Here is a 17,221-nt window from a genome sequence, read left to right as displayed (position 1 = left end):
CATAGAGTGATTTCCTTCAACACTTCTTCAACATTTCCCCAAGAATGCTCTAGTTAAGAGGCTATTTGTTGAAGGAATATTGAAGAGATGTTGTAGTGGTCTTGAAGAAGTAGGTATGACGAGGAGGGAGGATATAAACTGTAATATTGTTATTTAAACCCCTTTATTCCGTTATTTATTTTAGGTTGTAAAATTGTATCTTTCGGTCTTGAAAGTGAGATTATAAAAACACAGCATACCAAAACAACAAAACCACAAGAGAATCGCTATGAGTAAAGATATATTTTATACTGAATTAGAAGAGTTTGTAAGAAAAGGGAATACTAGAAGATTACTTCTCTTACTTAAGGAAACCCCTTTAGAGGAAAGGCTTAAGTACACTAAGAAGATTTCTAAGTTAGGGAAATACTATCAAGAGTATGTACCAGAGGAGGGCAATAGGAATTCGTATGGATATAGAGGAAATAGTGAGCAGCGATCAGCTGTGAGTGTGGCGGTATTGGCTTGTTGTACATATAAAGATTTTACGGGAATATGGATTATTAGTGAGGAGGAGTTTAAGCAAGTATTGGATTGGTATGTGCCTGATTGGTTAGGTGATTATATCAATGATTCGGCTAGAGAAGGATGGGTGAGAGCGCCTTTTAATGAGATAGGCTATTTATATGAGTCTTATAAGAAAGGAGTATTTAAGACCCCATTGACAGAAGCGACTTGGGCGACTGTGATGGTCAATGCAAGTAAGGTTGAATTATTTGATCAATACCCTGAGTTGTTAGAGAAGGAGTTTTGGTATTTGTTTGATCATGAAGTGAACATTAATCACTACTCATGGGATGAGGTCATCGCAACATTAATAGAACAAGGACGATTAGATAAACAACGCATTGTACAAACTGTTATTCAAGGAGCATTGACTCATACGAATCAAGCGTTGTGTGGATGGAATGTGAATTTGTTAAGTAAATTGTCTCTTGCTGATCATGAGATCTTGTCGTTTCAGGAGGATATCTTCCAATTGTTGAATAGTCCATTGTCTAAGGTGGTCAATGAAGCATTGGACATCTTGTTTAAAATAGCGAAAGACAAGGCTTTTCACGTAGAGGCTTTTGTTAATAGTCTGCCTATATTAATGAGCAGTACCGTTAAGGCGACGATCAATAAGGCGATGCGTATCGTGGCTGTATTGGATAAAGCACATCCTACCTATAAGGAGGCGAGTGCTGTTGCTATCGTAGGGGCTTTGCATATACAGGATCAAGCGATGCAGACTAAAGTAGCGAAGCAAATCGTGAAATATGCTCAACCTAATGAGGAGCTGGCAGTGCAATTAGAAGCTTATCAAGAAATGATGATGAGTGAGACGAAGACGTTGTTTAGTGGATATATGAGTGTGCAGGAGAGTGTAACGCTTGCGGAGGCTGTAGTAGAGGGAGAAGCGGAGCTAGTGCCTATTCAGGCTATTGCGACAGTAGAAGATTTGATTTTCCATTGTTCGGCTTGGAAGACATTGGAGAGTGACTATGCCTATGAGCAAACCATAGATGCGATTATTAGACTTCAAGGAGAATTAAAAGCAGAGCACATCGATCAATTATTACCTGCTTTTGATAAGGTATTTAAGACCTTTAAAGATTTGTGGTCAACGAGTACGATACAGAACGCTATGGCTTTTTGGCTGTTAGAGTGGGCGCGTATGTTGATTGCAGATCCTACTATAGAGACTACAGCATTAGACAAGCTGTATCACAAATATGCTAATGCAGAGATATATACCAATAGTGGAATCACGCTAGGAGAGGTAAAGTTAGAGGCAAGTAATCGATTTAGTTATTACTATGCTGCTTTGCGCCCTTATCTGACAGTGTATTACTACAGTTTACAATTGGTAAAAGAGAAGCGTATTTTCCCAATATTGAGTTTGCCTACACATGAGCCTTTTTATATAGATAGTAGGGTATTGGTAGATCGATTAGTAGCTTATCAAAAAGAGGGAGAATTAGTAGATGCAGTGGATTTACAGATTGCATTAGCACGTATAGATAAAAATACAGAAGAGGCTGGGTTGACACTAGCTCAGCAACAACTAAAAGGGGAGTTGCTAGCGATATTTGAGTTTTATTTAGGTAATGGAGAGGTAAAAGAAGAGTCAGCAGATTACTATGATATATGGAGAGTAGCGGCAGCGTTAAAGTACCCTCATCAACCCTTAGAAAGTTTGACGAATGAACGCTATACCAAAGAGCAACAAGAATACTGTGCAGGTTGGTTAGGAAACTGGGAAGTGATAGAAGAGTCTCATACGTATAAGGATTGGGATCATAAAACGAAGACGCAGATAGATAAGGTATTTACGCATAAGAAACTGAAGTTTGAGCAGATACCGTATGATATTAATTTGTCTTTAATCTTTAGCCGTATTAATAAAGCGATGCCAAAGACAGAAGTAGGTGATCGTATGGGGTCTGCAAATCTAATGGGCTTGATCATGTACCAGATTAGAGATACTAAAGTGAATTTAAGCGAGTCTTTATTGGCTATTAATCCTAGACAGTTAGATCCTATTTACTTAGCTGTGGTAGAGAAATGCCTGCATTATGGTGGTAGTGCTACCTTCGAAGTAGCAGAGAAGAAATTGCTTCAAGGGATGTTTACGTATCTGTTGCAAATGAATAATGTGGTCTTCTCAGAGCAATTCTATTTGTTCTTTGGGCTTGCATTGATATGTGATGATAAGGTAACGCGTGCTTTCGTAGCAGAATATTGGATCAAAGAGGCACTTCGTCTAGATCAACAAAAAGTAGGTCATATCATCGGTAAAGTAGAGGCAAAAGAATATGTGACGATTAAGCGTTTGACTGATTCTATACAAGGGTTTATGATGAATGTGAGTGTGCAACATAATCAAGCATTGCAGTTATTCATAGAGAGTATTTTAGAGCAATTAGGAGCTAGTCCTATTAAAGGTCTGAAGACTCTATTAGAGCAGTATGTAGAGGTGCTTCATACAAATAACGCTAAGGTGACTAATCCTACAGTTATTGCCTTGATAGAAGAGTGGAGTAAGGTTAGCGCTACGAAGAAAATAGCAGTGACACTACGAGGACAGTTCGCTTAATTACGAATTTCCTTTAGATTTGCTAACTGAGAATATGATAATATTGTAGAGAATAAATAAAACAACCTAATCAACAAAGTGAACCAGACGAATTACAAGGATAACGCCCTAAAATTCGAGTAGGACTTTGTTGATTTTACTAAAGAGTATCAGACTAGTAATTAAGACGTCGAGGTCTAGTATTAAGGTTTAGATGATATTTTAGTAACAGGTTGCCTTAAATAATTATCATATGGACAAATTTACACAATTTATCGGAATAGATATTTCCAAAGATTATTTTGATGTAGCTATTTATGTAGATGCTAATTCTTGTAAACACAATCAGTTTGAAAACACTAAAACGGGAGTTGATCAATTTATGAAGTGGATGAAAAGCGAAGGATGTTGTGTAGAGGAAACATTGATATGTATGGAGCATACAGGTATTTATAAAAATATTTTAGTAGATATTTTGCTTTCAAAGAATTGTAATCTATGGGTAGAAATGGCTTATAGAATTATAAGAAGTAGTGGAATACAAAGAGGAAAGAATGACAAGATAGATTCTAAAAGGATAGCATTGTATGCTAAGAAAAATCAAGAAGAAGCGAAGCTCTTTAAAGCATCAAAGGCTGTATTGAATAAGATTCAGGCTCTATTGGGACAGCGAGAGATGAGTATAGCTCATAAGACAGCTATAGAAGTAAGAACCAACGAATTTAAGGGGTTTAATGATGAACTGTACAAGGTTTTGTCTAAAAATGATAAGGCTATTATCAAGGCTTTAGAGAACGCTATAAAGGTGATTGAAGAACAGTTAAATACTCTTATTAGAGAAAATCAAGAGGTATCTGAGATATTTGATTGTGTGATTTCTGTAAGAGGTGTTGGAGATATTACAGCGATGTTTTTAATATGTTATACCAATGCGTTTACATCATTTGAAGACTCTCGACAATTAGCATCTTATTGTGGTGTTGTCCCTTTTGAATATACTTCAGGTAAAAGTGTAAGAGGCAAAGCTAAAGTACACTTTATGGCTAATAAAAAGCTTAAAAAACTTTTACATCTCTGTGCTTTATCAGCTGTTAGATGGGACCCAGAGATAAGGGCTTATTACGAGAGGAAAGTTGGAGAAGGTAAGCATAAGATGCTTGTTTTAAACAATGTTAGAAACAAGCTTGTACAGCGTATATGTTCTTGTGTTAGGAATAAAAAAGCTTATGAGGTACGACAAGTAGCATAAACATCATACATTGAATTAGAAACAAAAATAGAGGATAATACGGATATAATCCTCAGGTTAGATATGCCTTGTTTTATTGAGTTATTCTCAAAAATAAGGTGTAAAATATATTAATAATGATTTGCTTTTATCATAGTAATCGAATTGGTTCGCTTGTTCCGGATCAAAAGGTTGAATAGTTTTATTGGTTCCATTTGGATCAGAGATAATAGCAGGGTCTAGAAATACAAAGCCATTTAGATAGTTAGCAAAAAGAGCTAGTTTATTTTGGATAGGTTGATAGACTAATCCAAATTTAGGAGAGAGTGTAGTCTGACTCGTCTTTTGATTATTTACTGCTGAAGTACTTCCTTCTAGATAGTCAAATCTCAAACTTGCCATGAATGAGAAGTTAGGAAGAATATTAGTTACATTAGATATATAAGAGCTAAAGGTCTGCGTCTTCGCTTTGTTATGTATGTAATTACTATTGGATAAATTAGTTTCAATGGCATCTTTAGATAAATCCCCTGTGTCAGACTGATTGGCTAAAGAAATAATGCCATGCTCTATATAATCACCATCTATACTAGAAAACTCTTTAGATAAATAGTCTAATCCGATTAGTATAGTGTTGTCTAATGAGCCAATGTTATACTTACCTGTTATATTCTGTTGGATACTAAATATGTTGGTTTTTGAGTCTATTTTAGAGATGTAACGGACAAAGTTGTCTGTGGTGCCGATGTCTTCAAAAAGTATATCATATCCCTTGCTTTGGGTGTTGTTTTTATTGATAATGGTATTGGATGTCCAGCGGTCATTGATTTTATATTCTAATTTGGCTTGTGCTGTAAATGTTGGGTTTTTTAAGGTTAATTCATTACTAGTATATGCTTTTTTGTAATTTGCTTTAAATAGGTCTAATGATTCAAAGCTCACGGGCATATATCTAGAGATAAAAAACATAGGGGCGTGGGCTCCTTCATTAGCTTTATACTGAAAGTCAACGTATAGTTTTAGTTTTTCATTAATATTGTATTGGATAGATGGGGCTAAGAAGAAAGATTCTTTATAACCAGCATCTTGAAAAGTGTGCTGCTTGTGATATGCTGTGTTTAAACGTATAAAAAGCTTTTTATGGATAGGGGTATTGATGTCTAACGATACTCGATTAAGGTTGTTTGACCCACCGATATAGTTCAATTCACCCCCTAATTGTTCATAAGGTTTTTTGGTTATCACATTGATTAATCCTCCATAGGAGATTACATTCCCCCCCATACAGTGTTCCGTTAGGACCTTTGACTACTTCGACTTGTTCAATATTAGCGATATCTAATGTACTATTAGTAAAGCTAGGCATACCATTGAGTAAGTTTGGTTGGAATGCAAAGCCTCTCATTGTATAATATTCTCCTCCTGTGACTCCTACACCTGTTGATTCCCATACTCGTACTAGCCCGGTAGCATTCTGTAAGACGTCTTTTATGTTAGTCGTTACTTGATTCTTCATAGTTTGATGAAGGATGATATCGGCAGACTGTGGATTCTCAATATAAGTTAGGGGTATTTTAGAAGAATAACCTTTTTGCTGTTGAGTAGTGGTGATTACTACTTCGTTTATTTTTTGATTGGTTATAGTGTCATTTGATTGAGCAAATAGAGGCGCATAACAGCATACAGATGCTATTAAAAAAAGGTGTTTCATTATTCTAAGTGTCGTGTTGTTATGTTATCGCAAATATAGAATATTAAACTACCTAATAATAGTGTGAAGTCTTGATTTTACGATAGTTTATGAGTGGTGTTCGCTTTTAAAACTATTTTAGACAGAGCTTTTATTAATAAGTATAAAAAGAATAGTTTTGTCAATTGTATTTCTTTTTAGAACTATACTTAGTGTAGAATTTTTTAATAAGAAATATAGACTATTAAGACTATAAAATACATACTATGACTAAACACGTTAAGGCTACAATAATTGGTTTTTGTGCTATACTACTATGGAGTTCTATTGTAGGACTTATTAAGGAAGTGAGCTATTCATTTGGCTCTACAGGTGGTGCAGCGATGATTTATACTGTAGCAAGTGTGTTTCTGTTGTGTACTACGAAATGGGTACCGCTGTCTAAGTTTCCTCGTCGATACTTAATTTACGGTGCTATTTTGATGGTTGCTTATGAGTTATGTCTAGCGTTGTCTATAGGTTATTCTACTAGTAGTAAGCAAGCGATAGAAATAGGAATGGTTAATTATCTGTGGCCAACTTTTACTATGATAGCGACTGTTCTTTTTACTTCAAAAAAGGCGAATTGGTTAATCATTCCTGGTGTTGTAGCTTCATTAATAGGCATTATTTGGGTTTTAGGTGGAGAAGAGGGGTTTAATTTATCTGAGATGCTCGTAAATATTAAGGCTAACCCACTGAGTTATGGATTAGCTTTTTTAGGAGCTATTCTATGGTCAGCATATTGTGTAGTTACTGTTCGTTCAGCGAATGGAGTGAATGGAATAACGTTTTTCTTTATGTTGGTAGCGTTAGTATTGTGGATGAAGTATTTTATTATGGAAGAGCAGGTAGAAATGCTCTTTACGCTATCTTCTATTGTCTATTTATTATTAGCTGCTTTTGCTATGGGATTTGGTTATGCAGCATGGAATGTTGGGATTTTAGAAGGCAATGTAACGATATTAACTGGGGCATCTTATTTTATACCAGTATTATCATCAGCTCTTTCTTCAGTATTGTTAGCGACTCCACTGGGAATATCTTTTTGGCAAGGGACGGTCATGGTGTGTATTGGTTCAATATTGTGTTGGTTCTCAACAAAAAAAGTAGAGACAATTAGTGGAGAGAAATAAGTAAACAATTGCTAGATAGTTATAAACTGAATTTAAAACTCTAATTTTGTCATTAGAAGATAATGTGAATAGGTATTATGGAAAAAGAAAGTAAAGTGAATGTTGTTCTTTTTGATAAGGCAGTTGAGCTGTTAAGTAAAGAGCATGAACTAATCAAATGGCCGTTAACAAAGACAGCAGAAGGTAATTTTATCAAAAACTTCGGTGAAGAGATAGGAACTTTCTTTATCCGTCATTCATATCGCTCAGGGTGGCGTTTTGGTATCAATACTTTTGATCAGGTATTTCATTTACATAAAGAGAACTTCAAAACACATAATAGAGAAATCTATAAACAGGGGTACTATATTATAGGTACGGGTCTTCACGAGGATTTGATTGTTCTTAATTTGAATACAGATACAGTAGGATATGTTAGTTCTGAAGCGTTTTACAGAGGAGAAGCGGAAGTAGATATTAATGTATTGTTTAAAGATACAGGGCTAGATATGGGGACGTTTTATTATCGATCTATAACTGAGCAGGAGACGTTTTATAGTTGTGCAGAGGATGTAAGGTAGATTGTTTGTAATATGAAATTGTTTGAAATAGAAGAAGTAAGTGTGTTTCTCGAAAAGAAATTTGCTGATGTTGATAAAGATATTATCTCAGAACTATTATTAATAACTTATAAAGGAAGTAAAGAAGAAGTTTTAAGGTTAAAAGAGTACTTAAATATTACTATTTTGCCAGAAGAGTTTGAAGATTTTGTAATGAGATATAATTTAGGAAACTTAACCTTGGCTAATATACAATTTGGTAGTGGAGGAAATTATATTAATAGGTTAATAAACCTCAATAATAAAGATAACTATTGGTATCAAGATTGTTTAAGTATAGATGCTATGGTTGTTGGTTTGGGAGATCCTTATACTATACTTCTATCTTTAAAAGAGGGAGTTGTTTATGTTGTCTCTTCTGAAATATCTTTTGATGATAAAGTTATAGTAGCCCCTTCATTTGATAGTTTTATTCAAGGGTTAGGTACTTCAATATATGCTAAAGCAAGTGGTAAGGAAGAGTCTTTTTTATCTTTAATAGAAAATGAATTTGGTGTTAATACACGTTTTTTTTGGGAAGAAATACTTTATTAAAGCTTTTACATAGAGATTATAAATTTAGTAATTGTCTTAATTGTACTAATAGATGTTCTAATAGTACAAATAGATAAATAATCTTCATTTTATCTTGTTAATACTATACTGTTTTGGGGTGTTTTGGTATAAAAAAACTTTTGTAGCTCAATGATTTATTTATCTTTGAAGCCAACAAATTAACTAACCAAACATGATAAATATAAAAGCATTATTAGTAATGGGTATGTTGCTACTAGGCGTATCTGGTATTAGCCAAACGAATAGTAAGCCTCTTACATTCGGAACAACAGATCAACTACATTCTACTATCCTAAGTGAGGATAGAACGATTAATATCGTTTTGCCACCTGATTATAATGCGAATGATACTATTAAGTATCCTGTCGTGTATATCTTAGATGGAGGAGTAGAAGAGGATTTTATACATCTGGCAGGGTTAGTGCGTTTTAACTCACTACCTTGGATAGCTCGTTTTCCTAATTCTATTATCGTAGGGATAGAGACGATCAACCGTAGAAAGGATATGACTTTTGCAGTAGATAATCTAAACTTCGTAGAGAAAGCAGGTTTTAGTAAAGATATGTTCCCGGAGTACGGTAGAGCTGAGGCTTATACAGCATTTTTAGAGTCTGAGTTGATTCCTTATATAGAGAAGAATTATAAAGGGAGTAGTACTCGTACTGTAATAGGAGAGTCATTAGCAGGGTTATATTCTACTTATGTGTTAGAGTATCATCCTTATCTATTTACAAACTATATCATTATCAGTCCTAGTCTATGGTGGGGTGATGAGAAACTATTAGACAAGACACATACGTGTCTGATAGAGAAGATAAAACAACCTGTGAATGTATATGTAGGGGTGCCTAATAAGGAAGAGGATGTGAAGATGTATGAGTATGGGGAACAACTATACAGGACACTTCAAAAGAACAAGAATATCAAATCTCACTTTGACTATCTACCTGAGGAAATACACTCAACAGTGATCCATCAGGCGGTGAACAACGCATTTCAAAAGTTGTATCCAAGTACATATTTCTCTAAGTAAGAGAATATAAATACATTAAAGCTACTCGATAAGGGTAGCTTTTTTATAGGATATTGTGTTGAAATACTTATCTTTAGTTTTTGTAAATGATAGTAATTATGATGAGATATTGTTTTTTAATTTTATTTGTGTTGGTGGCGTCTGGCAATAGTATGGCTCAGAGTTACGACAAAGTATATATAGAAAAAAAGGATGTAGATGTAAACAATACTATCTATAAGGTGGGACGTACTTTTTATTATTCTTATAAGATTCAAAACAAGGAAGGAGATAGTTTATTTATAGATGCAGAGGACGCAGAGAGATTGACTTCTGTTAAAGATGAGGCACTGCCTGATCATTTTAAAATGGAGGTTATAGCTCCTGAAAAGGGTAAAAGAACGAATAAAAGACAGACTGAAATAAGATATAGCTTTGAACCTATGACTGATTTTAGATCTTCAACAGGATTGGTAGAGAATGAACAGAATGTATGGTTACACCCAATGCGTTCCCATTTCTTTAAAGCATTAGAGACAGCTCCATTTCCTTATGTTCACTTAGGTAAGTCTGTAGGTTATACTTGGTCAGATCAGATGATTATAGGTGATTCTTGGTCTAATCCAGTGTGGGGAGAATGGAAAGGAAAGCTCTTGTTAGACTATACCTACAGGATAGAAAAACAAGAGATGGTTTCTACAGCTTTAGGAGATTTGTCTTGTCTAAAGGTGGTTTCTACAGCTAAGTCTACTTTAGGGGAAACAGAGTTAGTGTCTTATTTTTCTGAACAATATGGATTTGTGAAGATAGAGTATAAGTTGCTAACTGGACTAAAAATAGTAATAGACTTAGTAAAAGTAGATGGCTTCTAATGGGATAATAGAGCGTATATCAAGTAGGTTTTCTCTATTTTTGTAAATAAAAAAGATGAGTAATGCTGATCAGATACACGACTATACTATAAAAGATATCCTTCGATTATTAGATCAGGAGTATCAGGATAGTGGTATCTATGTAGATGTACAGACTTCTTTTACAGATAATCCTTTAAAATATCCTTATCGCAATGAGAATTATACTTTGCTCTTTGTGACTCAAGGAATGATCACCGTACAGGTAAATCTGATAGAGTATCGATTAGAACCTGGTACCATAACGATTATTCCTCCACAGATGGTTATTCTGTTTAAGGAGTTTAGTCAAGATATTAACTTTATTGCTATTAGTTTTGATCGGGCTTTTGCGATAGAGAATACACATACCCAAAATGAGAAGAGTACTTTCGTCTTACTAACGCCGAATACAGTAACTAAATTAATGCTGAATCAAGAGCAACAAACTTCTTTATTAAGTCTGTGTACTTTACTCAATCATAAGAATACCCAAAAAGGGAAGTCTGCTAATCAAAAAGAAGCTATTAAGCATTTATTTGCTTTGTTTTTATTGGAATTAGTAGATGCGAGTCATTATAATTATAAGGAATTAAAGAGTAATTTGTCTCGAAAGGAAAGCCTTACTATTCAGTTTCTAGAGCTTCTTCAGCTTCATTTTAAATCAGAGAAATTGGTTCGTTTTTATGCTGATAGACTTTGTGTTTCTGAAAGCTATTTAGCTAAGGTGATAAAGGAGATTACGGCTAAGACTATTGGGGAGTTAATAGATGATGCTGTAATAGTTGAGGCACAGTTACTTTTGGCTAACTCGACATTGAGTATATCAGAGATAGCAGAATCACTTCATTTTAATACTACTTCATTCTTTGGTAAGTTTTTTAAACGAAAAGTAGGTTGTTCTCCTCGAGAATATCGAAAAAGAATTTGATTATAGGATATAATAAGAGTGAATTAGAACAGTTTTGGACGGTAAATGTTCTTTTTTAATCCTTCAGATTGTTTAAACTTTGCCCTGTTTATATAACATAGTAACGTTTATTGATAAAACAAACTGAAATGAGTAAGCATTATATCACTTGTCAAAAGTGTAAAACAGAGAATGTCAATAGTGATTATTGTACGAATTGTGGAGAGATAATCAATGTGGTTTTACGCCGTCAAATGGAACAACAAAGAGTTGTCAATGAAAGAATACAAAAAGAAGTAAATAGAGAACTAACTAGTTTTGAGAAATTTACTCGTAGAATGCTCAAGCACCCCAATCCTTTTATCAGAGTGCCAGCTATGATAGTCAATGCTATATGGGTGGTAGGGGTATCTATCATGGCTGGGATAGCTTATCTTATTGGATTTATAGCAGCATAGTAGGTTGTTTAGTTTTTTAAAAATTAGAATGAGAGGAGCTGTTACAACTTGTAATCGTTCCTCTTTTATACTTGTATGAAGAAAACACTTTTCTATATAGCCCTTTGTATTTCTGTTGTTATCTATGTTTTGCAGAAATCTCATATTGCTTTACCTGCTTGGGTTAACAATTATGTCAATGATTTTCTGACTCTACCGTTGGCATTGAGTATTTGTCAATACATATTGAGGAAGTTAAAGAAGCAGGCAGATCTTCTATTACCTCTATCGCTTATCCTTTTTGTGGTTTTATATTATAGTGTTTACTTTGAGTGGTATTTACCTCAGCACAATCCTCGTTATACGGGAGATTGGTTAGATTGCGTGATGTATTTTAGTGGAGCAGGTGTATTTTATCTTCTTAATAATACTGTTTTGTTCCGCTTTCGAGAAGAAAATCGCTATAAATAGCTAGCTATTATATGGGGATATTTTTTTACTTTGTATAAGTAATAGTTGGGATAAATCCCTAAACATTGATACTTGTAAAATCGTCAGTATGTTTTATTATCTCAATCCATTAGTGACCATTATTTCAGTCTTAGTAGTTCAAATATTAGGGTATTTAATCTTCTATAAAAAGGGAATTAAGGGTAGAGATATGCATTATCTGCTCTTATTTTTTTCTTATTCCTGATTGTTTTTCCTTCTGTATTTGTCTCAAAATTATATCCAATAGATGAGTTCTCTGGCTCTCGATGTGGTATGGTTGACCTAGGTATATACCTGTTTTTTTGGTTTATAGGGATAGGAGGAATGCTAGTAATACATCTGCTTTTTTGGGCTATAAACAAGTTTTTTGTACAGATAAGGGTTAGAAACTACGCCAAACTAACCTTTCTTTTAACTAGCTTTACTTGTGTTAGTTATCTTTTTATATATTTAGTTTTATTCTGTATTTTGCTTATTTACAGTATTTTGTGTAAGTGTGTTGTTTTGATTATGGAATGACTACTATTACTGTATTTAGAGCATTTTAAAGCCTTCAGTTGAATGAACTTCTATATTATAACTCTTTATACTTCTAGTATTATATTATGTTTTAGAGCTCTTTATAGGGCTTTTTTATAATTCACTCTTCTTCTTTGGGTATAAAACAAGGTGTTTTGTACCTGCTTTATTTTTGTAATAGTTGTTTTAGGCTATGCTATTAGAGAGCTAATTCTTATTTACTTTACTTGTTTTATACTTTTGATGGTCTTGTTTTGGATTGAAGGAGTAGGTGTGCTTTACACTTTTTTGTGCTTCTATTTGGCAGAAGTATAGTTGTAGTATAACTCCTTTTTCACCTCTGTTTACTTTATCAATTAGGAGAGGTCTAGTCATTTTATCAAGTTGAGTATTGTTGTTTTTTGTCATTTTATATTTTCTTGTTTAGGTCTTTATATGTTGTTTGTAATATGAGTCTTTTTTGCAATATAACTAAGACTTTTTTTATGTGCCTTGTTGTTTTGTGTTTTAGTGTAATAAAGACATATTGTTTTATGTTGGTGCTATTTTTATCAGTAAATTATTTTGTTGAAATTGTTATTGATGCTTTGTGTTACTCCTTTAGTGTTTGTGTAAAGTAGAATATATATAATCTGTAGTATTGTGTAAATTATAACTATTCTGTTTGGTATATTGGATGTTTTTTTATTGTACAAGGTGCTTAGTTTAGGAGAGTTTAAGTTTTTAGTCAGGTAGTTTCTTTGAGGTATTAATTTTATGTGCTGGTAATTTGGTTGATTTGACTTACTTTTTTAAAGATTGTTATTTTCTTTTATTACGGTAAAAAGTACTATTATGTAGCTAGATCTGTTGTGTACGAATTGTAGTTCTTTTTATTTGATGAGCTTTAGCGATAAGCAATAAAGAAGGAGGGAAAGTATGTGTTTTTTTGATACATATATATAAGAGAAGAGTGGGGGATCGTGTCTGGTATTTTTGTAAAAGAGGGTGTTTTTGTGTTCTTATACCAATGCTTTTTTGTGTTAGATAAGGAGGTGTTTTGTATTCTATTTAAGAAGGGATTGAGTGATTTTGTTTATTTAGTTATGTTGATTATGTAAAGTTTTACTTTAAGTGTTGTTTAGCTCAAGTGAAGCTTGATGTGTTTTAGGGAAGTGGCAAATGTCTTGTTTTTAGGGTGAAGGGTTTTTGTCAAAATGGCAGTCTTTTTAGGAGATATTTTAATGTCATTTTTACTTGTTAAAAATACTATTTTTAAAGTAAAAATATTTTTTGTTTGAATAAATAGGTATTTAAAGTAATATGATTTAAAACTTTAGATGATTTTTATAAGTATCTGAATATTAATAATTAATATTTTATTGTTTTATTTTGTTTGTTTTTGTGTTTGATATTGTTGTTGCGGTTACTATATTTGCAACAACAATATTTAGGTGATGAGTAATATAGAGAAGAGTTTTAGGGACTTTGAGAAGGTCTCAAAAGTATGGAAAAAAGCATTAAAAACATATTCTGAAGTGGAAATTTCTAAAAATGGATCAGCATATCATTGGTCTTTGGGACAGATTTATTTACACCTAATTAATTCTATATTGTATTTTCATGGCAAGCAAATTGAGTGTTGTGTGAAGGCAAAAAACAACTGTAATAAGAGAAAGAATTTTAAGGGATTTATGGTCTATACTATATTAGGTAAATTTCCTCCTGTGAAGATAAAAGTACCTGCTTCGGATGAGTATACTCCTATCACTCCAGTTAGTAAAAAAGAAATTGAACTGGGGTTGCAGAAGGTTGACGAAATGATGTGTGTTTGGAAAGAATTATTAAAAAATGATTTGGGAGGAAAAACACCACATCCCGGCTTTGATTATTTAAACGCTAGTGAGTGGTTTAGATTAATACCGATGCATTGGACACATCACTTAAGGCAAAAATTAGATAGGGATAATGAATAGATTTGGTAACTTATATGTGTAATATAAGTGTTTTTTAAAATTGTAATAATTATTAATTGTAATAAAGTCTATGAGTGATCAAGTAAGTTTTCCGTTTAGTACTCCAGAGGAAAGTTCAGGATATTTGTTATGGCAAGTAACGATGTTATGGCAAAGAGCTATGAAGAGAGAATTGGATAAATTAGACATTACGCATACGCAGTTTGTATTGATGTCTGCTTTGGGTTGGTTGTCAAAAGAGAGTCAAAGTGTTACACAAATAGATATAGCTAATCATAGTAATACGGATCGTATGATGGTGTCAAAAGTGCTTCGAACCCTTGAAGAGAAGAAGGTAATTAAGCGCAAAGATCACCCTGTGGACACTCGTGCAAAAGTGATTAGTTTAACTCCGATTGGAGTAGAACTTTTACAAAAAGCGTTGGTGGTGGTAGAAGAAGTTGACAATACTTTTTTTAATGTATTGGGTCCCTATCGTCCTATTGTTGATCTTAATTTAAAATCATTGTTTGAGAATCACAATCATTCAGAGAGTACTTCGACGAACGATGAGAAGTAACGTTTCTTAGGCGTGGTTTTTTGTTTAATTCAAAACAAGTTGTTTTAAGAGTTTGTTTTTGTTTGAATGAGTAAATGTTTGGCAAGTGTGTAAAGTGTTTTAAAATGCGTTATGAGGTGTGTGGGTTGCTTGTTTTGAATTGAGTTTTAGAAGACAATTGTGTAAAATAAAAAAGCCAAGGATAAGATTTCTTGGCTTTTTTGTTGTTAGAAGTAACATGAGTTGTAGTTTAATTATCTAACTTCTATTGTAGTTTCTTTATCTAGGCGATTTTTAGGAGTTACAGATGGTTGGTTAGTATCTTCAGAATTTCTGTATCCTATTGCTACAGCAAAAACACTTTTGTAAACTCCATCTTCATTGATAATCTTATCAAACTCTAGGGTATTAATACCTTCCATTGGTGTTGCATCAATTCCCATTGTACCACAAGCTGCTAAGAAGAATCCTAATGAAATATATACTTGATTTTTTAACCAAGCTGTAACCTCTTCTTCCGATTTAGGTTTTAGAAAATTATTGTAATACATTTTAGAACCTTCAGCCGCATTTTCTAAACGCAATTTCTCAAAGTATTCTTTTGTACTTAGTACTGTAGGCTTCCCTAAAAATCGGACAGTTGTTAATTCGAAATTATTAACTTTAAACAAAACTGTCAAGTATGAAAACAAGTAATTTTAGTGAGAGTCAAATAATTAAAGCTCTCAAAGAAAATGAACAAGGAAGATCAGTAAGTGAAATCTCTCGAGAATTAGGTATTGATAAGAGCACTTTTTACTATTGGAGAAAGAAGTATGGTGGAATGGAAAAACAAGAGCTGAAACGTTTAAAAGAACTTGAAGAAGAGAATCGCAAGCTCAAACAGATGTATGCAGATGTTAGTTTAGACAATAAAATGCTCAAAGATATTCTGTCAAAAAAGTTCTAAGCTCAGCAGATAAAATAGAAAGGGTAAAGTATCTGTTAGAGCAATATAAGTTATCCATTGTTCGTATTTGTTCATTAGTTGGACTATGCCGATCAATGTGGTATTACCAAAGTAAAAAAGATGATACAGAAGTCATTGATAAACTAAGTGAATTAGCAGAACAATACCCTACTCGTGGCTTTGATGAGTACTATCATAAGATACGCAGAGAAGGACTTATATGGAACAGAAAAAGAGTTCTACGCGTTTATCGCTTAATGAAACTAAGTCTAAGAAGAAAACATAAGAAACGTTTAATAACAAGAGTTAAACAGCCTTTAGAAACGCCAAAAGTGCTCAATGAGTGTTGGAGTATGGACTTTATGAGTGACTTACTTACAGATGGCAGAAAAGTAAGAGTTTTTAATGTATTAGATGACTGTAATAGAGAAGCAATAGCTATCGAAGCTGGATTAAGTTATCCTGCAAGGGCGGTAATAGAAACATTAGAAAACCTAAAACATGAAATAGGGACTCCAAAGTACATTAGATGTGATAACGGTCCTGAATTTATCTCTAAAACCTTTGTAAAGTGGTGTGAAATGAATTTTATAGAAATTAAATATACTCAGCCTGGCAAACCAATGCAAAATGGATATATTGAACGTTTTAATCGATTTTTTAGAGAGGATATATTAGACGCCTTTTACTTCAATGATATCTACCAATTACAAAGATTGGCTGATAAATGGAGAGAGGATTACAATTTTAACCATCCACATAAAGCATTAGGGAATAAATCGCCTAAAGAATATAAGCCCAGATTTGATGAAGAATTTAAATTCTTCATCAAATCTGAACATAATAAGAATTATTTATCGAATTTAGAGGTGTCCTAAAATGGGGAAGCCTACAGTACATTGAACACAATTAAGTGACTAGCATCTTCTATCTTTGTTTGATTAAAAGCTGAGTTACTTGCTAATAGATTTTTTACTTCTGTGCTTTCAACAATAGTAAATTTCCATGGTTGGCTATTAATCGATGAAGGACTTAGTTGTAGTATATCTTTTAATTGTTCTATTTTGTCACCACTTATTTTTTTAGTAGAATCATATTTTTTAGTCGTGTATCTACTCTTAGCAATTTCTAAAAAGCTCATTTTTCTAATATTAAATTAAACTATCATTTTTATA

At 33.2% G+C, this 17,221-nt stretch carries 19 protein-coding genes; 14 read left to right on the top strand and 5 right to left on the bottom strand.

Annotation, left to right across the window (positions count from 1 at the left end):
- The first annotated feature begins 268 nt into the window (after positions 1 to 268).
- Both E0Z07_RS16290 and E0Z07_RS16285 read left to right on the top strand, forming a co-directional pair.
- Complete coding sequence (locus E0Z07_RS16290) at positions 269 to 3,118, top strand: DUF6493 family protein (RefSeq protein WP_006258256.1); 2,850 nt, start codon at positions 269 to 271, stop codon at positions 3,116 to 3,118.
- A 232-nt stretch (positions 3,119 to 3,350) separates the two neighbouring features.
- Positions 3,351 to 4,346 (top strand): IS110 family RNA-guided transposase, encoded by a 996-nt coding sequence (locus E0Z07_RS16285; protein ID WP_006258619.1) that lies wholly within the window; start codon positions 3,351 to 3,353, stop codon positions 4,344 to 4,346.
- 87 nt (positions 4,347 to 4,433) lie between these two features.
- On the opposite strand, the gene E0Z07_RS16280 is transcribed toward E0Z07_RS16285, so the two are convergent.
- Positions 4,434 to 5,609 carry a TonB-dependent siderophore receptor gene (locus E0Z07_RS16280; protein WP_233445997.1) on the bottom strand — a complete coding sequence of 392 codons (1,176 nt, stop codon included), beginning with the start codon at positions 5,607 to 5,609 and terminating at the stop codon, positions 4,434 to 4,436.
- Complete coding sequence (locus tag E0Z07_RS18335; RefSeq protein WP_233445996.1) at positions 5,548 to 6,036, bottom strand: TonB-dependent receptor plug domain-containing protein; 489 nt, start codon at positions 6,034 to 6,036, stop codon at positions 5,548 to 5,550. Before E0Z07_RS18335 ends, E0Z07_RS16280 begins: the two co-directional genes overlap by 62 nt.
- A 245-nt stretch (positions 6,037 to 6,281) precedes the next feature.
- Between E0Z07_RS18335 and yddG the strand changes: the two genes are divergently transcribed.
- The 8 genes from yddG (at position 6,282) to E0Z07_RS16240 (ending at position 12,064) form a co-directional block, all read left to right on the top strand.
- Positions 6,282 to 7,190 carry an aromatic amino acid DMT transporter YddG gene (yddG, locus tag E0Z07_RS16275; protein ID WP_131540995.1) on the top strand — a complete coding sequence of 303 codons (909 nt, stop codon included), beginning with the start codon at positions 6,282 to 6,284 and terminating at the stop codon, positions 7,188 to 7,190.
- A gap of 77 nt (positions 7,191 to 7,267) precedes the next feature.
- On the top strand, positions 7,268 to 7,750 hold the full coding sequence (locus E0Z07_RS16270; RefSeq protein ID WP_016649117.1) for a hypothetical protein: 483 nt from the start codon (positions 7,268 to 7,270) through the stop codon (positions 7,748 to 7,750).
- 12 nt (positions 7,751 to 7,762) lie between these two features.
- Positions 7,763 to 8,323, top strand: a complete 561-nt coding sequence (locus E0Z07_RS16265) for an SMI1/KNR4 family protein (RefSeq protein WP_131540994.1) — start codon at positions 7,763 to 7,765, stop codon at positions 8,321 to 8,323.
- 193 nt (positions 8,324 to 8,516) lie between these two features.
- Positions 8,517 to 9,377 (top strand): alpha/beta hydrolase, encoded by an 861-nt coding sequence (locus E0Z07_RS16260; RefSeq protein WP_006261532.1) that lies wholly within the window; start codon positions 8,517 to 8,519, stop codon positions 9,375 to 9,377.
- A gap of 98 nt (positions 9,378 to 9,475) precedes the next feature.
- Positions 9,476 to 10,228, top strand: a complete 753-nt coding sequence (locus E0Z07_RS16255) for a hypothetical protein (RefSeq protein WP_131540993.1) — start codon at positions 9,476 to 9,478, stop codon at positions 10,226 to 10,228.
- Positions 10,229 to 10,283: 55 nt separating this feature from the next.
- Positions 10,284 to 11,177: an AraC family transcriptional regulator gene (locus E0Z07_RS16250; protein ID WP_006258248.1), complete on the top strand. Its 894-nt coding sequence runs from the start codon at positions 10,284 to 10,286 to the stop codon at positions 11,175 to 11,177.
- A gap of 128 nt (positions 11,178 to 11,305) precedes the next feature.
- A complete protein-coding gene (locus E0Z07_RS16245; RefSeq protein WP_006258246.1) occupies positions 11,306 to 11,614 on the top strand; it encodes a hypothetical protein in 309 nt (102 codons plus the stop codon).
- 75 nt (positions 11,615 to 11,689) lie between these two features.
- Complete coding sequence (locus E0Z07_RS16240; RefSeq protein WP_050809783.1) at positions 11,690 to 12,064, top strand: hypothetical protein; 375 nt, start codon at positions 11,690 to 11,692, stop codon at positions 12,062 to 12,064.
- Positions 12,065 to 12,811: 747 nt separating this feature from the next.
- On the opposite strand, the gene E0Z07_RS16235 is transcribed toward E0Z07_RS16240, so the two are convergent.
- Positions 12,812 to 13,012, bottom strand: coding sequence for a hypothetical protein (locus tag E0Z07_RS16235; RefSeq protein ID WP_006261529.1), 201 nt, complete (start codon positions 13,010 to 13,012; stop codon positions 12,812 to 12,814).
- Between the two features lie 1,028 nt (positions 13,013 to 14,040).
- Here E0Z07_RS16235 and E0Z07_RS16230 point away from each other — a divergent pair.
- Together E0Z07_RS16230 and E0Z07_RS16225 are read left to right on the top strand one after the other, a co-directional pair.
- Positions 14,041 to 14,559, top strand: coding sequence for a DinB family protein (locus E0Z07_RS16230; RefSeq protein WP_131540992.1), 519 nt, complete (start codon positions 14,041 to 14,043; stop codon positions 14,557 to 14,559).
- A 70-nt stretch (positions 14,560 to 14,629) separates the two neighbouring features.
- On the top strand, positions 14,630 to 15,118 hold the full coding sequence (locus E0Z07_RS16225) for a MarR family winged helix-turn-helix transcriptional regulator (protein ID WP_131540991.1): 489 nt from the start codon (positions 14,630 to 14,632) through the stop codon (positions 15,116 to 15,118).
- Between the two features lie 233 nt (positions 15,119 to 15,351).
- On the opposite strand, the gene E0Z07_RS16220 is transcribed toward E0Z07_RS16225, so the two are convergent.
- Positions 15,352 to 15,768 carry a nitroreductase family protein gene (locus E0Z07_RS16220; RefSeq protein WP_233445995.1) on the bottom strand — a complete coding sequence of 139 codons (417 nt, stop codon included), beginning with the start codon at positions 15,766 to 15,768 and terminating at the stop codon, positions 15,352 to 15,354.
- A gap of 11 nt (positions 15,769 to 15,779) precedes the next feature.
- Here E0Z07_RS16220 and E0Z07_RS18155 point away from each other — a divergent pair, with 11 nt between their 5' ends.
- Positions 15,780 to 16,046, top strand: coding sequence for a transposase (locus E0Z07_RS18155; RefSeq protein WP_006261795.1), 267 nt, complete (start codon positions 15,780 to 15,782; stop codon positions 16,044 to 16,046).
- 14 nt (positions 16,047 to 16,060) lie between these two features.
- Positions 16,061 to 16,924, top strand: coding sequence for an IS3 family transposase (locus tag E0Z07_RS16215; RefSeq protein WP_207893711.1), 864 nt, complete (start codon positions 16,061 to 16,063; stop codon positions 16,922 to 16,924).
- An 11-nt stretch (positions 16,925 to 16,935) separates the two neighbouring features.
- Here E0Z07_RS16215 and E0Z07_RS16210 read toward each other — a convergent pair whose 3' ends face one another.
- Positions 16,936 to 17,187, bottom strand: coding sequence for a nitroreductase family protein (locus E0Z07_RS16210; protein ID WP_233445994.1), 252 nt, complete (start codon positions 17,185 to 17,187; stop codon positions 16,936 to 16,938).
- Between the last annotated feature and the right edge of the window lie 34 nt (positions 17,188 to 17,221).

Source organism: Myroides odoratimimus (assembly GCF_004337635.1).
Lineage (GTDB): Bacteria > Bacteroidota > Bacteroidia > Flavobacteriales > Flavobacteriaceae > Flavobacterium > Flavobacterium odoratimimum.
The sequence above is the reverse complement of the archived record's forward strand: the minus strand, read 5'-3'. Positions and strand labels throughout refer to the sequence as shown.